Here is a 20,033-nt window from a genome sequence, read left to right on the forward strand (position 1 = left end):
AATAAATAGTCTAAATGAAAGCTCATTACTCTAACTGTATTGGTTGATCTATTTTACACCATAAACTCAGGAGAGCCAAATAGACAATCTCAAAAACCCGCCCCCACCCAACGGCAAATCTTCCTCTTACTTCATTCAAGATTTGATTTACTGTTAGAAAAATTGAGCGATCGCACTATCAAGCCCTGACACAAAAACCAACAATAAAGTGCAATATTAATCCCGCTCAACAGCTTCGGTATTCCCTCCAGCAAGCTCGAAATTATCTCGTTTTTTAAAGGCAGCGCTTCTGCAAAAAAGGCAACAAATAACAAACCAACGCCACTCAGCAGTAAAGCATAGGGAGTCGAGCGAATTTGTCTCCGAAAAGCTAATCCGTATGCAACAGCCAGCACGGCGTAAAATATGACAATTGTTACTTTCGGGAAACCCGCACGTCCCAGATGAACGTGGGTGCGAAAAACTTCATTGAACAGAAAGCAACCGGCAAACAGTGCCGAATATAAAATAAATCTATTTTCTGGGCGATCGGGTTGAATAATTCTCAGCAATCCAAAGGTAAAAGCGCACACCATTACCGATAAATAAAATAACATTTGAAACGCCAAGAAAAAGAAACCTGCACCCGGATACGTGGCAGAGCAAGGCGGCAAAAATAACCCTTTTACTGAAGAACCGAATAAACTCAGACACGCCGTCACTAACCCAACTAGCACTAAAATTAGACTATTGAACAACAATACAGTTCTGTAATTTGCCATAATTAATAACTAAAAGCTAACAGTATATTGCGCGTCAAACCATTTTTTGCTAGGGCTTTTGCACGGGGATCAGAAACCGGGTTTTTTAGGAAAATACTGCGTTGTGACTCGCAGATTCGGTAAAAAACCCGGTTTCTCTGTCGGAGTTCGTAAATCGCGATCGTGTTCTTTGAATAAAGGTGAGATATTCGGTGAAAGGACACAGCAAACAATTGAGCATCGGCAGATATCTAAACAGACACGAAATCTTCAGGGCCAATGAAATTGGGAGCAACGCCTGTCAAAGCAGCTAAAACTTCACCGCTGTTGGCTACTCTAATTAATGTGCTGTTAGTTCCAGGAGAAATTGATAGCTGTCCGAAGGTCAAGCCGTTGATTAATTGAATGGTATCTTGATAGTTGCCGAAATCACAGATTGTATCAACTCCCAATCCCGCACCTAAAACAAATACATCGTTGCCCGCGCCGCCGACAAGATTATCGTCGCCCAAACCGCCGTTGAGGGTGTCAAAACCTTTTCCCCCAGACAGGCTATCGCTGCCGTCGCCACCATTGATGATATCGTTGCCCCGCAAACCATTCAGCACGTCATCGCCTGCCAAACCGTTGATGGTGTCGTTGCCGGGAGTGCCAGTGAGGTTCTCGTTGCCGGGAGTGCCGTTGATGACGTTTGCAGAGTTATTGTTGCCACCTGGAGTGCTGGTTAAGTCAACAACAAAGATGTCACCGCTATTGTTGGTATCCCCCGGCACGAGGTTGGCGGCCTGAGAATAAAACGCCACAAACCGCCCGTCGGCTGAGATCGAGGGAGATAAGGAGTAGCCGTTCCCCCGATCGCCAGCCCCTGAAACAGAAACGAGAGTGGTGGTTTTGGCGATCGTGTCGCGCATGAAGATGTCCTCGTAATAGTTAGTGTCTCCCGGCACGAGGTTGATGGCATCAGATGAAAAGGCCACAAATCTTCCATCTGGCGAGATGGATGGAGATCTGGAACCTGGGAAGAAATCGAAACCGATCGCCCGATCGCCGCTGGAACTGACTGAGACGAGGGTAGTGGTGTTGGCGAGCGTGTCGCGCACGAAGATGTCTTTGCGATTGTTAGTGTCCCCCGGCACGAGGTTGGTGGCATCAGATTCAAACGCCACAAACCGCCCGTCGGCTGAGATGGAGGGGCGGTAGGAGTCACTGTTCCCCCGATCGCCTGCTGAGTCAACAGAAACGCGGGTGGTGGTATTGGCGAGCGTGTCGCGCACGAATATGTCTCTGCCATTGTTAGTGTCCCCCGGCACGAGGTTGGTGGCATCAGATTCAAACGCCACAAACCTCCCGTCGGCTGAGATGGAGGGGCGGTAGGAGTCATTGTTCCCCCGATCGCCTGCTGAGTCAACAGAGACGGGGGTGGTGGTATTGGCGAGCGTGTCGCGCACGAAGATGTCGAAGTTATAGTTGTCCCCCGGCACGAGGTTGGTGGCATTAGAATAAAACGCCACAAACCTCCCGTCGGCTGAGATGGAGGGAGATAAGGAGTAGTTGTTCCCCCGATTGCCTGCTGAGTCAACAGAGACGAGGGTGGTGGTATTGGTTGACAAGTCGCGCGCGAAGATGGCTCCGTAAGAGTTAGTGTCCCCCGGCACGAGGTTGGTGGCATTAGAATAAAACGCCACAAACCTCCCGTCGGCGGAGATGGAGGGAGAGAAGGAACCTGGGAAGAACCCCACACCCATCGCCCGATTACCTGCTGAGTCAACAGAGACGGGGGTGGTAGTATTGGTTGATAAGTCGCGCACGAAGATGTCGCCGCTACCGCTAGCGCCCGCCGGTACGAGGCTGGTGCCATATGCAAACGCGACAAACCGGCCATCGGCGGAGATGGAGGAGCCGACTGAGAAGCGGATCGCCTGATCGCCTGCTGAGTCAACAGAGACGCGAGTAATGGTCATAAGTCCTCACACTAAAATTGCAAATTTGCTAAATTTACGAGTGTTTTGTCGATCGCCCCAAGCTTCTGACAAAACAGATTCGCGCGGTTGTAGGGCGATCGACTAATGTTTCTGAATAGTTGCTGCCTATTTTTTCTAGGCTATTATCTCATTTGGGTTGGCTGTTGAAGTCAAAATTTGCTCAACTTGAGCCGGAGTTAGATTCGGATTGGCATTCAAAACTAAAGCCGCTACACCCGCTACGTGAGGGGCTGCCATCGATGTGCCGCTGTAGGTTTTGTAGGTGTTATCGGGAGTTGTAGAAAAGATATCTACTCCCGGTGCAACTACGTAATCCAAAGGTCGGGAACCTGCACGGTTAAATAATTGATCCATCCTGCCATTTATATCAATTCCTCCCACAGCAATTCCGAAGCGATCGGCATATCTAGCTGGATAACCTGGTTCGCTAAAACCATCATTTCCTGCTGACATGACGACAACAACTCCTTTGTCTGTTGCATACTTAATTGCGTCATCAATTTCCCTGCTAGGAAACCAGCCGCCCGCACTATAGTTAATTACATTAGCTCCATTATCAGCAGCATAGCGAATTCCAGCAGCAATATTAATCGGATTACCGAAACCAACTGTCGGCAAAACTCTCACAGGCATAATCTTGGAATTCGGGGCAACTCCTGTGATGTGAAAACCATTGCGTTCGGCCGCGATCGCACCTGCTACGTGAGTCCCGTGACCGAAAAGCTGACCATTTCTTAAAAACTTCTCGTCCATCGGGTTGTTATCACCAGACGCAAAATCCCAACCCCGAATATCATCAATATATCCGTTGCGATCGTCGTCAATTCGGTTATTGGGAATCTCATCCGCATTCTGCCAAATATTGGCATCTAAATCGAGATGGGTGTAGTCAACGCCGGTATCGACGACAGCTACAACAATCCCATTTCCGGTAATTCCGCCCTGCCAAACTTCCGGCGCATTTACCATGTCTCTTGCCCAATCATTCCCGCCCAAATTAGGAACTTCGGGGAACTTAACTGGACTGTTAAAAGCGCGGGCTACTGCTGCATTTGCATCCACTAAACCGTATCCGTAATTGCTGCTAAAACCAGTAGCAGGCGTTGCAGCCAGATTCAGGTTGTAATTCTTATAGTCAAAGTAACTATAAACTGCGACATAGTAATCTCCAGGAGTCAGGTTGAATAAATTTATCTCGCCGGATGCACCGGGTGAGGCATAATCGCTGCCAAGAAGTTCATCATAATCAGCCTCGCCGTTGCGATTCTTGTCTTGAATCAACTCGATTCCTGCTCCATTCAAAACATCGATACGCAAGCTTACATCGCTATTGTTGTTAATAGTAAAGCGATAATAATCCTCGTTATCGTCAACTCCGACAAAATCATTGAAGGTGAGGCGATTGTTATCAGCAACACCAATGTTGCGTGCAGTGGCTAAGGAGTTGTCTGGGTCTGAGAAATTCAACTGAGAAGGCGTTCTCATTCCCGTTAGCGGATCTGTGCCGGCAGTCATGGCTTCTGAATTCGATTTTTGTTGAACGGGAGATGTACTGCTAGTGGCTCGATCGCTGCCTGAGTAACTGAAAATCTCGCTATTTTGAGATACTATAAAATTTGCTATTTGTTGTGGTTCGTTGCTGCCGATCGCTTTCAAGTTAGCCGTGTCAAAGCCGTTGCCGGGAACGCTACCGTTAAATTGACTGGAGGCAGTGAAAAAATTAAGCTGACCGCTATTACCAAAGGTTGTTAATGCTGGTGTGAGCTGCTGTTCGCGATCGATTGCAAATATACCGAGCGTACTTTCCATAAATTCACTCCTGATAATTTGAGATTCACTGGTGTTTAGGGGAAACAATGCTGGATTTTAAATTAATTAAGATTATTCCCGATGCGAGATGATAAGTCTATTCATAAATTCATTGCTTGAATTCATAAAAGTCATAACCCTAATTTCATAAAAGTCATATTTTTCGGGAAGTTATGCCGTTTCAAGCTGAAGCTGTTGTTTTTGCGTCAAAACCATCGCTATGTGTTTTTCGTAATAGGCAGCTTCGTTAATGAATACAGGGAAAACAGTAGATTCTCCTTGATAGGGGAGTGATTCTCCCGCAAATGTGAGAAACATCGGTTCACCGGGATGTAAGGGTTCATAGTCTTTGAACTGAAGTTGGGGATGGATCGCAGCTTGCAGTTCACCTACTGAATTTCTGGGATAGTCTACTGAGCCGATCGCCTGATATACAGTCAAATGTGATGGTATAGGAAGCGGCTTTCCCCGATTTTGTGCGTCGAGATAATCCAGAATGGCGTGAACCAGCATTTCGGTTTGCTGAAGCTGATGGGCATTGACGACTCCCTGGGCGATGGGCCCAACTTCTACGGTGCCACCGAAAGCAGACAGCGATCGAAGCATTGGGGCATCCTCACCAGAATGCTCTCCCACACAAACTCGCAGTGAGGGCTCGATCTCACTCAAATAAGCTAATAATTGCAAATTGAATGGATGTTTGCTAGATGGTAAAATTGTCAGCCCCATGTTGGCCGTTGTGCTGTGAAGGTCAACGATCGCATCAGCCCCATGTTCGTCTTTCGGACATAGTTGGGCGGAGATTTCCTTAGCACGTCTGTTCTCGTAACCCATCAAATCTGGGTTAGACAAATCTTCCTCGGCAAAGCAACGGTTCAAATCGCGATCGACATAACGCCGATTGGACTTTACCGCTTGAGGATTAGCTAATAGAGTAACCACCTCAAAGCTCGATCGTTTCAGTAAGTCTGGGAATTGTTGAAACTTCTTAATCAGATAAACCCCAGTCAACTCGTTTCCGTGGGTTCCTCCTACAACTGCAACTCGTCGAATTACTTGCGAAATCATGAATAATCCTCATTAAGCAATACTTAAATGGGTATTTCGTGCCGAAACTTATAACTATTACTTTCAAGATAAAGAAGTTAGTTCTATATGTCAAATACTATTTTTTATATAAAAATATACTTAAAAAATATAGTATTTAATCCCCGTTACAAAAGAGAATGTAACTGTAGGCCCTTGCTCCAAACCATCATAGTAATCATTCATTCCCAATCGTTCAAATCTAAAATCTAAAATCTAAAATCGTATAACCTATGGAACTTCGCCATCTTCGTTACTTCATTGCAGTGGCAGACGAACTGAGCTTTAGTCGCGCCGCCAAGCGATTGCACATTGCCCAACCCCCCCTAAGTCAACAAATTAAAGATTTAGAGGCTGAACTGGGTGTGAAGCTATTCGATCGCAAAAGTCACCCGATTCAGCTAACCCCAGCAGGACAAGCGTTTTTAGAAGAAGCTCGCGCAACTTTGGTACAGTTAGAACAAGCGGTACATAAAACCCAGCGCATCGATCAGGGTGAATTGGGTTATTTGACGGTGGGTTTTCCCAGTTCGATTGCGAATGGTGTCTTTCCAGAGATTCTGCGAAATTTTCGACAGCAATATCCAGAGGTACAACTGATTTTGCAGGAAGAACACAGTGCTTTCTTAATTCAGAGGTTGCGCGATCGCCAGACTGATATCATTTTTCTTTATCTCTACCACGATATTTCTGAAGCCAATGATTTAGAAACGATGTCTCTCACGCAAGAACCACTTGTCGTCGTTTTACCCAAAAACCATCCGCTTACAGCCCAATCCAAAATTTCGCTTTCCGACCTAAAGGATCAAGAATTTGTAATGCCCCTTCATCAGATTGTGGCTGGCTTATCTGAGGAAATTTACCATGTATGTTCGCAAGCAGGGTTTGTTCCTAAAGTTGCTCAAACAGCCGTCTTTATGGTCACAATTTTGGGATTAGTCGCAGGCGAAACAGGTATCAGCATTCTGCCATCTCACGTACAGAATATTCAACGCGAAGGAGTGGTCTATCGTCAGATTCAGGAACAAACGACCACCACTCAATTAACTGCTGTTTGGCGGCCTAATCATTCGTCCACCATTTTGCAGCAATTCCTCAATATTATTAAACCCCTCTCAATTTATAGCAATCCTAAATGATTTGTGAGAAACAGGCATAGGTAAAAAGCATTGAAAAGTCCAGCAAGTAAGGTGCGTTGCCATCAACAATCTGCAAGTTTTATCGAATATCTCGCAGATTCGCACCCTACAGATTAACACCACACAATATAGCTGCTACTCTAGTTCATGAACCTGGAATATGCGGTATTAACTGTTACTTGCCGCAAGCGAAAGTAGAAAACAGATTAATTTTTGTAACTCTCCACGCTTGTCATGTCTGCGCGCCAGCAAAAAGACTGTACCTAGTTATGCTTTTATCGCTGTCAACATAACTTTGCCAAATTCATGCAGCAACTGTTGGATACTAGCCTGGAAACTCCCTTGGTATAGGACTTACTTGCGAGCTCATGTTCCATCCTACTTGCTTGCTAAAATTTTGAATTTAACCTTCACAAGTTCGACAACTAGAACCGCCGAGTTTATGCCAAACTTCTAACTGCGAAGTCAATCAATATTTGCCATTGCTGGATTGCATCCACATCCCATCCGCGCGGAGGTTCGGACAAAACAGATTTGCGCGGTTGTATGGCGATCGACTAATGTTTCTGAATAGTGGCTGCCTATTTTTTCTAGGCTATTATCCCATTTGGGTTGGCTGTTGTCGTGAAGATATACTCAACTTGGGCCGGAGTAAGATTCGGATTGGCATTCAAAACCAAAGCCGCTACACCCGCTACGGAGAGTCTTAATCGCTCGGTAAACTCAATTTTAATACCTGTCCAACTGATACCTCGTGCTTGTGCGTCGCTACTACCACGGCACCTTCTAATCGCGGATCGTAACATCCAACCCAAGCCGCAGGATGACATTCGTGTACTAAATACCCGTAAAGCCAAATTGCTCCTCTACCTTCAATGACAATTCCTTGGCTCAATTGAACGTGTTGAGGAAGTTTCAAACCTTGTAAATCATTTGGCGTGATGATACCGTCTTGAGTTGTAATACGCAATCGCAAATGTTGGTAAGCTAAACTGTCTTGAGTTTGATGGGGGATTATTTTTAATTCAATAGGATTCATTGGATGCACAAATGTTGAAGGCTGCGATAAAATCATATACCTTTTAGGGTAAATTGGGAATCCGATCGCCAACTTTGAGTCCCAATTGGGCCGCCCTTCCGCCTCTGAGTTCAATAACTCCGTCAACGGGAACATCCGGGCCGTAGTTGGGGCAGGTTTCGCTCAAACACGGCGGTACGTTAGGAATTATCGCCTGCACTACGCCTTCCCGCAGAAAAACCATATCGAGCTCAATCAACACGTTTTTCATCCAAAAACGCACGTTTCGCGCGGGTTCGATCGGGAAAAACATTCCTCTGTCGTCTGGCAATTCTGTCCGAAACATTAAACCTGTGGCTTGCTCTTGGGGAGTTTGCGCCACTTCCAGTCCGATCGCGCGATCGGCTATAATCGTGTTAACCGAAATTGGCAAAAGCTGACCCCTATCTATCCCGCCAAACAGCGAAATAAAGTTGGATTCAGTCAGATTAGAATTTCCCGAAACAACTCCTAAATATTTGCCAGAATCTTTATCTTTCATAATAGTTTGGTTGTCAGAAACAGAAAGCTCTAAATCGCTAAACTTCATGCCTTCTGTCAAGACAATTTTATCATTGCCGTTGCCAAAATCTGTAATTATATCGGCTTCAGTAATAGTAGATGCGGCGGAGGTTATTTCAATCACAAATAAATCCTCCCCCCCGCCTCCTGTCAAGATATCCCCGCCTTCGCCGCCTATTAGCAAATCGTTACCCCGATCGCCAAATATCCAATCCGACTCTTGTCCTCCATAGATGGTATCGCTTCCCTGACCGCCAGACAGCGTATCAGCGCCTTCATTTCCTGCCAGCAAATCATTTTCCCGATCGCCAAAAATCCGGTCGTTTCCCCCCAAACCTTGAACAGTATCATTACCCGCAAATCCTCTAATCGTATCGTTGCTGAGAGTTCCCAGAAGAAAATCGAAGCCGAAACTACCGTCGATGTTAACCATTTTGCGTTTAATGATGCGTTTAATAAAATGAAGATTTGGCGATCGGCATCCGCCAACCGGTACCAAAAGCTCGATCGCTAATTTTCAAACCAGGGGCTGCTTGCCGCCGTTTAAACTCCGCTTGCCTCACTAATTTTACTACACGTTTAACCACGGCTTCATCGTGTCCTGCAGCGACAATTTCTTGGGCAGATTCGTGATGTTCGATCGACCGCTGCAAGATGTCATCCAAAACATCGTAATCCGGCAAAGAATCTTGGTCAATTTGCCCCGGTTTCAGTTCAGCACTCGGCGCTTTAGTAATAATATTAACCGGAATAATTTCCTTTCCCAGGGGCGGGCACGGGGACACTTTCCCTACATATCCGCCAGAATTCAGCCACCGACAAAGCGAATAAACGCGAGTTTTTGGGACATCGGAAATCACCGCCAATCCCCCATTCATATCGCCGTAGAGAGTGCAGTAACCCACCGCCATTTCCGACTTATTGCCCGTCGAAAGCAGCAAATGTCCGAACTTATTAGAAATTGCCATCAACAGATTGCCTCGAATCCGCGATTGAATATTTTCCTCAGCAATCCCGAAAGTTGTGTTGACAAACAAATTGGCGAGAGTGCGATCGTAAGTTTTCATCAAATCGCCGATCGGCAATAGTTCGATCGCAACGCCCAGATTTCGGGCTAATTCCAAAGCATCATTAACCGAATGATCCGAACTGTAAGGAGAAGGCATCAACACCCCTAGAACATTTTCTGGCCCGATCGCGCAACTGGCGATCGCCGCCACCAAAGCCGAATCTATCCCGCCACTCAAACCGAGTACAACCTTAGAAAAACCGCACTTGCGGACATAATCTCGCACTCCTAAAACCAAAGCAGCCCAAATTTCTGCATCTCCTTCTGCCGGATGAAAACTCAACGGCGCAGCCTCACTTCCTGCTGCACTTGGCTGATTGCTGCCAACTAAATCTTGTTTAGCGGCGTCATATTCCAGCACCGCAAAATCCGTTTCAAAAGAAGCTAATACCTGAATCAAATCACCCTTTCGATTCACAGCAAAACTGCTGCCGTCAAAAATAATATCGTCATTTCCCCCTACCTGATTAGCGTAAATAATCGGTATCGCGCAGCGGATGACGCTGTGCTGCAACATCGCCGATCGCACTCCCCGCTTCCCCGCACAGTAAGGCGATGCCGACAAATTCACCACTAAATCTACCCCCAATTTTGCCAGATCGGAAACAGGATCGCCTGCGTAACTGCGTTTACCCCAAAATTCCTCATTGTTCCACAAATCTTCACAAATTGTCACGCCAATTTTGACTTCGCCAATAGAAAAGTAATTGCTGTTTTCTCCAGGTTCAAAATATCTATCTTCATCAAATACATCATAAGTAGGCAACAAGCGTTTATGAAAAACTTGTTTGACAACGCCATTTTGCAACAAAACAGCGCTATTAAACAATGATTTTCCGCCGAGTTTAACAGCCTTAGCATTAGGTAAGGCTGTGCCTACTATAACTGCCAACTTTCGTGGCAAAGCTTGCGCCAGTTGCTGCAACTGTGCACCTGCATCTGCAATGAAACTCGGATTAATTAACAAATCGCGCGGCGGATAACCGATCAGGGAAAGTTCCGGTGTTAGCAATAAGTTTGCGCCCTCAACCTCAGCTTTTTTCGCAGCCTCCAGAATTAGGTTGGAGTTGCCCAAGATATCACCAATAGTAGGATTGAGTTGTGCGATCGCAATTTTCATATCACCAAATCACTTAATAAATATTGCTAACAGTCCGCCCGGGCGGACTCACTTTCCTATAGTCCTAGATTTGAATGTAGCGAAAGATTACTCAGATTTGTAATGTTTCAACTCTTCCTCAATATAATAATTTACCAAATCCCGGTAAATATTTTCTACCACATCAGGATTCAAACCCGATTGTTGAGCCCACTCGCGCCGCTGCTGTAACATATCGTGAAAGCGATCGAACGATCGAACACTAGCTTCACTCGTTTTGAACCTTGCTGCCGCGATGACGTATTGAAATCTCTTGCTCAAAGCCTCGATCACTTCTCGATCGATAATATCAATTTCCTCCCGAACTTCGTGAATATTAGCGCATTCATCAGGGTCTTTCATCGTCTGCACTCCTTAATAGCTTCTATTCTAATGTTACTAAATTGATCCCAGAATGTCATCTAAGGAACAGCTAGATAAACACCAGCGGCTTATTTTTGAAAGGAGCAAAAGCGGCCGCATCAAAGCGGTACAAACTAGCAGGGCGGCCCGCTCCGCGCGAAACCTTAACACCGGTATCGCACAAAAAACCCAATTTCAACAATCGAGCTCTAAAATTAGAATAATCAGAAAAATTTTCCCCCAAAATAGTTGTATAAAGTTGATACAAATCGCTCAAAGTAAAAAGTTCCGGCAAAACTTCAAAAGCTACCGGGCTGTATTCAAGTTTGTTACGCAGTCGTCGATATCCGTATTCGAGAATTTGATTGTGATCGAAGGCCAGCTTAGGAACTTGTTGCACGGGATACCAAGCAATACCGCCGACGCGGTGGCCCACACCCGCCACTACACTCCCAGCAATTAACTCAGCTTCCTCAAAGCGAACCAAAGCAAAATAACTAACCGAAAGATAACGATCGCCCCTGGTAACTTCCCGAGGATCGCGGCCCGGTTCTCCGAAAGTATACAATTGCTCCAAATACAAATTTTTTACCCGAATTTTCTCAGACAAAATTCGGTAAGCCGCATTTTCAAGAGACTCGCCCTGACGCACCAAAGTACCGGGAAGACTCCAAGAATCGATAAACGGTTCGTCTTGCCGCATTACCAACAGCACCAACAAGCGGTTCTGCACGGTATCTACGGAAAAAATAACATTATCTACTCCTACTTTAAAGTCAGCTAATGAGCAACCCTCGCTCTTTTTTGTGCCTCGTGCCATGCGTACAAATGCTCCCTATGGATGTAATCTTCGATGGTCGGAGTCAGAGCTTCCCTGTCTCCTGTTTCCCGATAGGAAGTAGAAGAAACATTGGGAGCACTCAAAGATGCGATCGCCACGTCTGCACCCATGCGCCTCAACTGCCACAAATCTAATTGCTCTGATGGATAACCGGGTCGCGGTACTATCAGCAAGTCCACTTCTTTTAACAATTGTTCAAATTTGTACCAGCGAGACAGTTGCCCCACCAAGTCGGAACCTATTACCAGTGTCAAATCTGCATCCGGCCACAGCAATCTTGCTTGTTCCACAGTTTCTAGAGTCCTTGGACTGCTGAGCTCTGGATGCAAGCAAAGATTGTGTCTCGGCGAATTAATTTCTTGAATCATTAACAGCAGCATTGCCGATCGGTGTTCTAGAGAAGTTTGGTGCGACTTAAAAGGATTGTCCGACGCCCAAACTGCTACCCAGTCAAAATGTTGCGAAAGCCAACTCAGAATTGTTTTATGTCCTGCTGTGGGCGGATCGGCACTGGTTCCAAAAAGAGCAATTTTCTGCATAGGGAATCGGTAATATTGTTAATAGTTAATGGGGAATAGTTGACTGTTGACTGTTGACGGCGTTGATTTATGACTAATGACTAATGACTACTGACTCTTTTTCGTTTTTTGGGTGAGACTCTGCAAATCGGTAGAAATTTCCACTGACGGCGAAATCGGGTTGTCAAGTTGGCGAGTTTCGGGTCGAAGACTGGCGACTGAAGCAGCAGTGCGTTTGGCGATCTCCTCCAAACTTTCCGGGTTCTGGACTCGTTTGCCATCCTTGACAACCAACTTCATTAATGGTAAGTAAGAATCGCAATTGTGAATATTTTCTCCCGACAATCCCAAACAATCTCCGAGAATTTGCCCATTTTCAATCTGTCTAAAAATTTGCTTTCTTCCTGGATATGTTACCTTGCCGCTTGCCTCTTTCATCACCGGAATTCCGTCAATTTCCACCAACTTATAAACACCGTTCACAGGGGAACCGCTGACCAACTTGGTTCCCAAACCGTAACCGTCAATGCAAGCACCGCTACTTTTTAATTTAGCAATTTCTCGATCGTCCAAATCGCCACTAGCAAAAATTGGAACGCCCGGAAGGATCGATCGAACTTCCCGAGACAGCAGCGCCAAATCGCCCGAATCGAGCCGCACGCCTTCCAACTGCATTTCACCGCTGTTGACTCGATCTGCCAACATCCGCGCCGCCGCCACAGTATCGTAAGTATCGATCAGCAGCGGCGCCCCCGGAAAGTAGCGGTGAAAAGCTGCAAACGCCTGATTCTCGCTGCCTTCGAGGGCAGCCACAGCCATTACCAAAGCATGGGCGATCGTACCGACAGGCTTGCGGCCCAACTTCAAAGCAGCCAAAACATTAGAAGTTCCATCGAACCCCGCAGCCAGGGCCGCCCTAGCCGCCCAAACAGCAGCTTGAGGGCCAAAAGCCCTGCGCGTCCCGAATTCCAGCAACATAGCCTCCGGGCCCGCCACATCCCGCAGTCTGGCTGCCCGCGTCGCAATCAAAGTTTGATAATTTATGGCATTCAATAAATAAGTTTCCACTAACTGAGCCTGCCACAGAGGAGCCTCAATTCGCAGCAGAGGCTCGTTGGCAAACACCGCCGTCCCCTCCGGCACCGCCCAAACATCTCCTGTAAAGCGGGCTGTGGCGAGTAAAGTCCAAAATCGCTCCGGGGCACCGGCAAAAATGCCAGTGGACTGCAAAGCCTCAATTTGCGCCGGCGAAAACCGAAATTTTTCCAAATAATCGATAACTTGAGCCAAACCCATCGCGATCGCGTAGCCAAAACCCTCTGGCAGCCTGCGCGCGAACAACTCAAAACTCGATGCCCGCCCGTCGAGTCCTTCCCCGACGTAACAAGCGGCCATCGTTAGCTGGTAGAGATCGGTCAAAAGGCTGTAATCTGCTGAAGAAACCGTCAGTTCCCGGTCTTCTAATATTTCTTCAAAACCTGTGAGCTGCAGGCTTTCTGTCGCAGTTTCCATAAGAAAAACCCCGGACAAACTTCTTTTTTTTAATTATAGTGAATAATACCATATCTGTTTGTAAAATTTTGATAAAGATTGCAAATATTGTGGAATAAATTCGCTGATTATGCCCTTTAATAACGGATTTAGGTTAATTGATACATTAATATTATGGTAAAATCAATATAAATACTTACTTTAACAAACTCAGGAATTAAGCACAAACACTCAAGCGTTCCCGATTTTTTACGAACATATTTGGTTCCAGCCCTTGGAAATATGTAGAAAACCGGGTTTCTGAGCGTCGGGATGGCGATCGCCACTGATTGAGTTGAGCAAGGAAAAATCTACCAGCAAAAGGTCGATCGTCCAACAATACGTAATTTCTTAAACCTTCAGCTTGCTTCAATGTTGCAGACCAATAAGTAATTCAAATAAATATTGCTAAACTCATCCACCGCCCAAAGATCAGAGTAATATTAAAAGTATCAGAACCCAGACAAGAGAGGCAGATTCTATGAATCTTTCTAAATCTTTGGCAAACGCGATGCGTTACGTCTCGGAAGCAGCGGTGCGGATTTTTAGCCCCAGCGATGACAACTATCCAAATAGTGGAGTTCAACCTTTTGAGGGTAAGCTCTCCAAAAGTTCTAAATCGAGAGAATGAACAGCCATTCAGGCATTTTCTAGCGAGTTCGGCACAGGCATTCAGTTTAACAGTCAACAGTTAACAATTAATTGTTGACTGTTGACTGTTGACTGTTGACTGTTGACTGTTGACTGTTGACTGTTGACTGCTGACTGTTGACTGCTGACTGTTAATAGTAATTGTAGGTGGGGTTTCCCTTCGTTCTACCCCACCTACAATTACCAATCACCAATTACACTAAACTTCCCCAATTGACAAAAGGCAGATTCAGTGTAGAGTAAGCTTTTGAAATAAAGATTTTCGCCCCCGGTTTACTGCGTATAAATTAGAGAAACACCAAGCAAAACTAGAACCTTTTGTTACACTAGGGTTGCTTCAGTCATCTTATCAAAAACAAAACTAGCACCCTTAATATAGAAATCCTTGCAGGAGTCGTAAACTTTTTACTCCACCCCAACCCTCCCCTTACTATACTAAGGGGAGGGAGTAAGAAATTCACAAATGATTTAGGATTACTATAGGAGATGTAGTTGCAGAGGGAGGAATTAGAAATTTCATTGGAGCCGATTGCTTTAGAGATGATTGATTGAGGGATTTATCATTTTTATATAATAGCTAAACAAAAAGTATTAGCTTTAGACCAAGTTGAGTATTTTGCTGAACCCCAAAATCTGGATTTAAGAATAGTCCAGCGATCGCAAAAACCTAAAAATCGGCTAATTGTTTCCCCTTTTTCTGCTACTGGGCGAAGTCCTGAACAGTGTTTCTTGCAACCTCCTTGAACAAACCGCACCACATTTTAAGTTGCTACTTCGATAGCTTAGAGTAATTCTACTCATTGACAAAAGTGTTTTTAACTTAACTGGTGGCCAATGTGTAGACACTGGCTGCGGGCGATACCTAGCCGAAAGTTCGGGTCATTCCCCCGTCGGCAGATGGGCTGCAAGCTGGTCTTTTTGTTAGCTGAAAACTCTACTGTTAGTTAGGTCTTACGAGGGTTAATTGTCGTAAAGTGATTTTACAGGCAAGCTGCAAACAGGAGTGAGAAGATTCAAGTAATTGGACGGAAGCTTTGAACGTTTTTTGGGAAATTGTTTGTGCCTCCATTGACTTGCAAAGAATTTTCCCTTCAAATACACCCCTGCTGACAGCGCGATCGCACTCTCGAAAGGAATAGCTGATGCAGGTAAAACAAAACAAACTTTTCACTACCGAAGCGATCGATCGCTTATCTTCACCGGAACGCCTCGACGAAATGATGCAGGTGGTTAGTCCTCGATCGTGGCTGCCACTAACTGCAATTGGCTGTTTAGTTGCGGCTGCGGGGGTTTGGAGTGCGATCGGGCGAATTCCGCTGACTGTTTCCGGTCAAGGCGTGTTGCTTCTGCCCCGCCGAGTCGTGCAATTTCAAGCTGCTAGTTCCGGTCAATTGGTAAAGCTGAATATCAAGCCTGGAGATGTTGTTAAACGGGGTCAGGAAATCGGCAGAATTAATAAACTCGACCTCAAGCAGCAGTTAGAGCAAGAAACAGCGAAATTAGCTGAACTGCAAGGGCAAAAGCAAGATACTAATAAGCTGCAAAAACAGCAGATTGCCCTGGAATTAAAAACCTTAGAACAGCAGCAGAAAGACCTTCAAGAAAGCTTAAATAGAGAGTCAGTTGCACCGCTATTGCACCAGCAAAGTATGGCGGCATTAGAGCAAAAACGCCAAAGTTTGGAAGAAAGTTTGCGCCGCGAACAAATTGCGCCGGTACTGCGGCAGCAAACTCTGACAGCGTTAGCAGAAAAACGCCAAAGTTTGGAAGAAAGTTTGCGGCGGGAACAAGTTGCGCCGATATTGCGGCAGCAAACTCTGGCCGCGATCGCCAAAAAACGCGACAGTCTTTTGCAGCGAAAACAGCACATCACTTCTTTGGTGGAAACTTTGCAGCAGCGGTTTGAAACTCGTCGCGTTCTTTACGAACAAGAAAGGGCGATCAGCGAGGATGTAATGCTGCAAGCTAGACAGGAATTCGCGGACTCTCAGATGCAACTGGCGGATATTGAAACGCAGTTAAAGGAACTCGACGTTCAGAAAACCAATAGCGATCGCGAATTCCTGCAAAATCTCAATAAAATTGACGACCTCAAAAACAGCCGGCAGCAACTCAAGGTAGAAGCTACCAATACCGAACGAGAGTACCTGCAAAATCTCAACCGCCTTAACGAAATTAAAAACAATCTCCAAGAACTTAAAGTTCAGAAAAGTAACACCGAACGGGAGTACCTGCAAAACCTTAACAAAATTGACGAAATCAAAACTAAGATTAAAGACATGGAAACCCAAGCGGTCAAACTAGCTCAACAAGATTTAGAGAAGTCGATCGCCCAAACAAATCAAATTCAGGAAGTTAAACGCAAGATTGCCCACTTGCAGAATCAGTTGACGGCCGACAGCAAAATTACCAGCCAATACGACGGCCGCGTTTTAGAAGTTAGCGCCGTTGCAGGTCAAATGCTGAACATCGGTACAAGAATCGGGACAGTTGAATCTGAGAATTCTCGCGAAAAAATGGTCAGTCTTGTCTATTTTGCTGACAGAGACGGTAAGCAAATTAAACCGGGAATGACCGTACAAGTTACCCCTAGCGTCGTCAAGCGAGAACGCTACGGTGGCATTGTCGGCAAAGTAACCCAAGTTTCTCCTTTTCCAGTTACTAATCAAGATATGTCGGCAATTATTGGCAATGAAAATTTGGCTGACAGCATCGCCAAAAGCATCGCTGGCGGCGGTGCTCCCGTGCAAATCTTTGTGGAATTGCAACAAGATCCGAACACTATCAGCGGTTATAAATGGTCTTCCTCGAACGGGCCTCCTCTCAAGATTTCCCCCGGTACTACGGCGCTAGTTCGGGTTCAAATCGGGCAGTTAGCACCGATTTCTTACGTGATTCCTATTTTTCGGTCTTTGACTGGGGTTTACTAACTGTTATGAGTCAATTTTTTTTCGTCCCCATGGAGAGATAATTGCTGACAACAAATACGTTACACCGACCGTTTCTCTTGTTTATATCTAAGTCTCTATCCCCCCTAACCCCCCTTAACAAAGGGGGAACAAGAGCAGTCAAAGTCCCCCAACAACCAGGGGAATTTAGGGGGATCGAGACTCGAATACCAGCAAAATTTATTATGGATGGGCTTCAGCCTTATAGCCGATGAAAATACCCTGGATTCACAAGTTTTTTACGCCGCGCAACTTAAGGCGAGTTCGTACTCCCACCCTCTTACAAATGGAAGCAGTAGAGTGCGGTGCTGCTGCTTTAGGAATTATTTTGAGTTACTGGGAACACCCGGTACCTTTAGCCCAATTGCGGAGCGAGTGCGGCGTTTCTCGCGATGGCAGTAAAGCTTCTAATATCCTCAAAGCAGCCCGAATTTACGGCTTAGATGCTAAAGGATTTAAAAAAACTGTTGAAGAGTTGAAAACTGTACCGCCACCTTTTATTGTTTTTTGGAATTTCAATCACTTTTTGGTGGTTGAGGGGATTAAGAAAAAGCGCGTTTATCTCAACGATCCCGCATCGGGGCCGAGGACTGTTTCCCTAGAAGAATTTAAGTCGGCTTATACTGGCGTTGTTTTGACTTTTGAGCCTGGGTCTGAGTTTAAAAAGGGTGGGAAAAAACCGAATATTGCCAGTGCTTTAGATTCCCGATTGCAAAGTTCCCGTTGGGCGATCGCATTTTGTTTAATTGCTGGTTTATTACTGACTGTTCCCCGTTTGGCTGGCGCGGCATTTACCCAAATTTTTGTAGATGAAATTCTCGTCGAAAACCGTCACGAGTGGCTGCGGCCTTTAATACTGGGAATGCTGTTTGCGGCGGTCGTTCAAGGGCTGCTAGCGCGGATGCGGCTTTTCTATTTGCGGCGGCTGGCCAACAAGCTGGCGATTTCGATGTCGGGACAGTTTCTCTGGCATACTTTACGCTTGCCTGTGGGATTTTACGCCCAGCGGTTTGTCGGTGAAATTAGCAGTCGCTGCCAAGTTAATGATAAGGTTGCTGAAATTTTATCGGGGAAACTTGCTGCAACTGCGATCGACGCGGTGATGATGGTTTTCTATGCAATAATTATGGTTATGTACGACTGGGTATTGACCAGTGTTGCTGCTGTTTTTGCAGCCTTAAACTTTTTGACACTGCAATCTTTATCCCGCAGCCGCGTCGATGCTAACACCAGATTAGCTCAGGAAACAGGTAAGGTTGGCGGTGCTGCAATCGCAGGCATTCAATCTATAGAAACTGTCAAAGCTAGCGGTTTAGAATTCGATTTATTTTCTAAGTTTGCCGGGTACTATGCCAAAATGAGCAACGCCCAGCAAGAATTGGCTTTGCCCACTCAAATATTGTCAATATTACCAGCCTTTTTAACGGCATTAGCTGCAACTGCTATCTTAGGTGTCGGGGGCTTGCGGGTGATGAACGGCGGTTTGAGTATCGGGATGTTAATTGCCTATCAAAGTCTCACTCAACAATTCCTCCGACCAGTCAACAATCTAGTCAATTTTGGCAGCACTCTGCAAGAATTAGAAGCCGATTTAAACCGACTTGATGACGTTCTGCAAAACCCGATCGATCCAGAAGCAGACCGCGATTCTTTTAATAGTAAAAACGGTCGCGCCGCCCTTGCACCCGATTCTTTTCACCTGCAAGGAAGCATTGAATTGCGCGGTGTTAGTTTTGGCTACAGCCGCTTGGAAGCGCCGCTAATTGACAACTTGAACTTAACCGTAAAACCCGGTCAGCGGGTAGCGTTAGTTGGGGGCAGCGGTTCGGGCAAATCTACTATTGCCAAACTTGTGACCGGCCTTTACGAACCAATGAATGGCGAAATTTTATTTGACGGGGTTCCCCGCAATTTGATTCCCCGTTCTATCCTAGCAAATTCGCTGGCAATGGTCGAACAAGAGATATTTCTATTTGCCGGCACTGTTCGGGAAAATCTGACGCTTTGGGACCCGACAGTACCGGAATCAGATTTAGTGCAAGCGTGCATTGATGCGGCAATTCACGAACTTATTTTGAATATGCCGGGAGGATACGATGCTCAACTCAATGAAGGGGGGACAAATATGAGCGGCGGACAGCGGCAGCGTTTGGAAATTGCCAGGGCGTTAGTAAGAAATCCGGCGGTGTTGGTGCTGGATGAAGCTACAAGTGCTCTGGATGCTGAAACAGAGTTAATTATCGATCGCAATTTGAGGCGTCGCGGTACTTCTTGTATTGTGGTTGCTCACCGTTTGAGCACGATTCGAGATTGCGATGAAATTATTATGCTAGCAGGGGGGAAAGTTGTTCAGAGAGGCACTCATGAGGAGTTGCAAAAGCTGGGAGGATCTTATGCTCGTTTGGTTGGAAATGAAGAATAAATAGCAGAAATACAGTAGCCAGCCCGACAGTCCGCCAGGGAATGAATTCCCTGTCTAATAGCGCAAGTCCTCTCAAGAGGACTGAAATGAGCGATGGTTTGATTTGGCTATTCAGTGTTCGCTATAGAGTCTTAGCTATTCAGTCGGTTAAAACTGAGATCTTGCACCATTCTCAATTAGCCCTTGCATTTGGTGCCAAAATGTGAAAAAAAGGACGT

At 45.8% G+C, this 20,033-nt stretch carries 16 protein-coding genes; 4 read left to right on the top strand and 12 right to left on the bottom strand.

Annotated features, from left to right (window positions below):
• Nucleotides 1–131 precede the first annotated feature (131 nt).
• From QUA45_RS22685 to QUA45_RS22700, 4 genes are all read right to left on the bottom strand, one after another.
• On the bottom strand, nt 132–761 hold the full coding sequence (locus QUA45_RS22685; protein ID WP_333222175.1) for a hypothetical protein: 630 nt from the start codon (nt 759–761) through the stop codon (nt 132–134).
• A gap of 230 nt (nt 762–991) precedes the next feature.
• Complete coding sequence (locus tag QUA45_RS22690; protein WP_333222176.1) at nt 992–2,701, bottom strand: calcium-binding protein; 1,710 nt, start codon at nt 2,699–2,701, stop codon at nt 992–994.
• A gap of 135 nt (nt 2,702–2,836) precedes the next feature.
• Nucleotides 2,837–4,531, bottom strand: coding sequence for a S8 family peptidase (locus QUA45_RS22695; protein ID WP_333222177.1), 1,695 nt, complete (start codon nt 4,529–4,531; stop codon nt 2,837–2,839).
• Between the two features lie 171 nt (nt 4,532–4,702).
• On the bottom strand, nt 4,703–5,599 hold the full coding sequence (locus QUA45_RS22700) for an aspartoacylase (protein ID WP_333222178.1): 897 nt from the start codon (nt 5,597–5,599) through the stop codon (nt 4,703–4,705).
• A 251-nt stretch (nt 5,600–5,850) separates the two neighbouring features.
• On the opposite strand from QUA45_RS22700, the gene QUA45_RS22705 reads away from it, so the two are divergent.
• Nucleotides 5,851–6,756, top strand: a complete 906-nt coding sequence (locus tag QUA45_RS22705; RefSeq protein WP_333097292.1) for a LysR substrate-binding domain-containing protein — start codon at nt 5,851–5,853, stop codon at nt 6,754–6,756.
• Nucleotides 6,757–7,462: 706 nt separating this feature from the next.
• On the opposite strand, the gene crn3 is transcribed toward QUA45_RS22705, so the two are convergent.
• The 8 genes from crn3 to QUA45_RS22745 all read right to left on the bottom strand — a co-directional run bounded on the left by crn3 (nt 7,463) and on the right by QUA45_RS22745 (nt 14,167).
• Nucleotides 7,463–7,795, bottom strand: a complete 333-nt coding sequence (gene crn3, locus QUA45_RS22710; RefSeq protein ID WP_333097293.1) for a CRISPR-associated ring nuclease Crn3/Csx3 — start codon at nt 7,793–7,795, stop codon at nt 7,463–7,465.
• A gap of 43 nt (nt 7,796–7,838) precedes the next feature.
• Nucleotides 7,839–8,768 (bottom strand): DUF192 domain-containing protein, encoded by a 930-nt coding sequence (locus QUA45_RS22715; protein ID WP_333097295.1) that lies wholly within the window; start codon nt 8,766–8,768, stop codon nt 7,839–7,841.
• 19 nt (nt 8,769–8,787) lie between these two features.
• Nucleotides 8,788–10,524 (bottom strand): NAD+ synthase, encoded by a 1,737-nt coding sequence (locus QUA45_RS22720; RefSeq protein ID WP_333222179.1) that lies wholly within the window; start codon nt 10,522–10,524, stop codon nt 8,788–8,790.
• A gap of 87 nt (nt 10,525–10,611) precedes the next feature.
• Nucleotides 10,612–10,905, bottom strand: a complete 294-nt coding sequence (locus QUA45_RS22725) for an isochorismate lyase (protein ID WP_333097299.1) — start codon at nt 10,903–10,905, stop codon at nt 10,612–10,614.
• 70 nt (nt 10,906–10,975) lie between these two features.
• Nucleotides 10,976–11,725 (bottom strand): NrtR DNA-binding winged helix domain-containing protein, encoded by a 750-nt coding sequence (locus QUA45_RS22730; RefSeq protein ID WP_333040239.1) that lies wholly within the window; start codon nt 11,723–11,725, stop codon nt 10,976–10,978.
• Nucleotides 11,686–12,285 (bottom strand): nicotinate-nucleotide adenylyltransferase, encoded by a 600-nt coding sequence (locus QUA45_RS22735; protein WP_333097301.1) that lies wholly within the window; start codon nt 12,283–12,285, stop codon nt 11,686–11,688. The genes QUA45_RS22730 and QUA45_RS22735 overlap by 40 nt, the downstream gene beginning before the upstream one ends.
• Nucleotides 12,286–12,372: 87 nt before the next feature.
• Nucleotides 12,373–13,776 carry a nicotinate phosphoribosyltransferase gene (locus QUA45_RS22740; protein ID WP_333222180.1) on the bottom strand — a complete coding sequence of 468 codons (1,404 nt, stop codon included), beginning with the start codon at nt 13,774–13,776 and terminating at the stop codon, nt 12,373–12,375.
• A 196-nt stretch (nt 13,777–13,972) separates the two neighbouring features.
• Nucleotides 13,973–14,167, bottom strand: a complete 195-nt coding sequence (locus tag QUA45_RS22745; protein WP_333097304.1) for a hypothetical protein — start codon at nt 14,165–14,167, stop codon at nt 13,973–13,975.
• A gap of 108 nt (nt 14,168–14,275) precedes the next feature.
• Here QUA45_RS22745 and QUA45_RS22750 point away from each other — a divergent pair, with 108 nt between their 5' ends.
• The 3 genes from QUA45_RS22750 to QUA45_RS22760 all read left to right on the top strand — a co-directional run bounded on the left by QUA45_RS22750 (nt 14,276) and on the right by QUA45_RS22760 (nt 19,815).
• Complete coding sequence (locus QUA45_RS22750) at nt 14,276–14,425, top strand: isochorismate synthase (protein WP_333049849.1); 150 nt, start codon at nt 14,276–14,278, stop codon at nt 14,423–14,425.
• A 1,162-nt stretch (nt 14,426–15,587) separates the two neighbouring features.
• Nucleotides 15,588–17,375: an NHLP bacteriocin system secretion protein gene (locus tag QUA45_RS22755; RefSeq protein ID WP_333222181.1), complete on the top strand. Its 1,788-nt coding sequence runs from the start codon at nt 15,588–15,590 to the stop codon at nt 17,373–17,375.
• A 229-nt stretch (nt 17,376–17,604) separates the two neighbouring features.
• Nucleotides 17,605–19,815, top strand: coding sequence for an NHLP family bacteriocin export ABC transporter peptidase/permease/ATPase subunit (locus QUA45_RS22760; protein WP_333222182.1), 2,211 nt, complete (start codon nt 17,605–17,607; stop codon nt 19,813–19,815).
• Nucleotides 19,816–20,033 lie beyond the last annotated feature (218 nt).

Origin of the sequence: Microcoleus sp. Pol12A5, from assembly GCF_036701435.1 — a bacterium.
Classification (GTDB): Bacteria; Cyanobacteriota; Cyanobacteriia; order Cyanobacteriales; family Microcoleaceae; genus Microcoleus.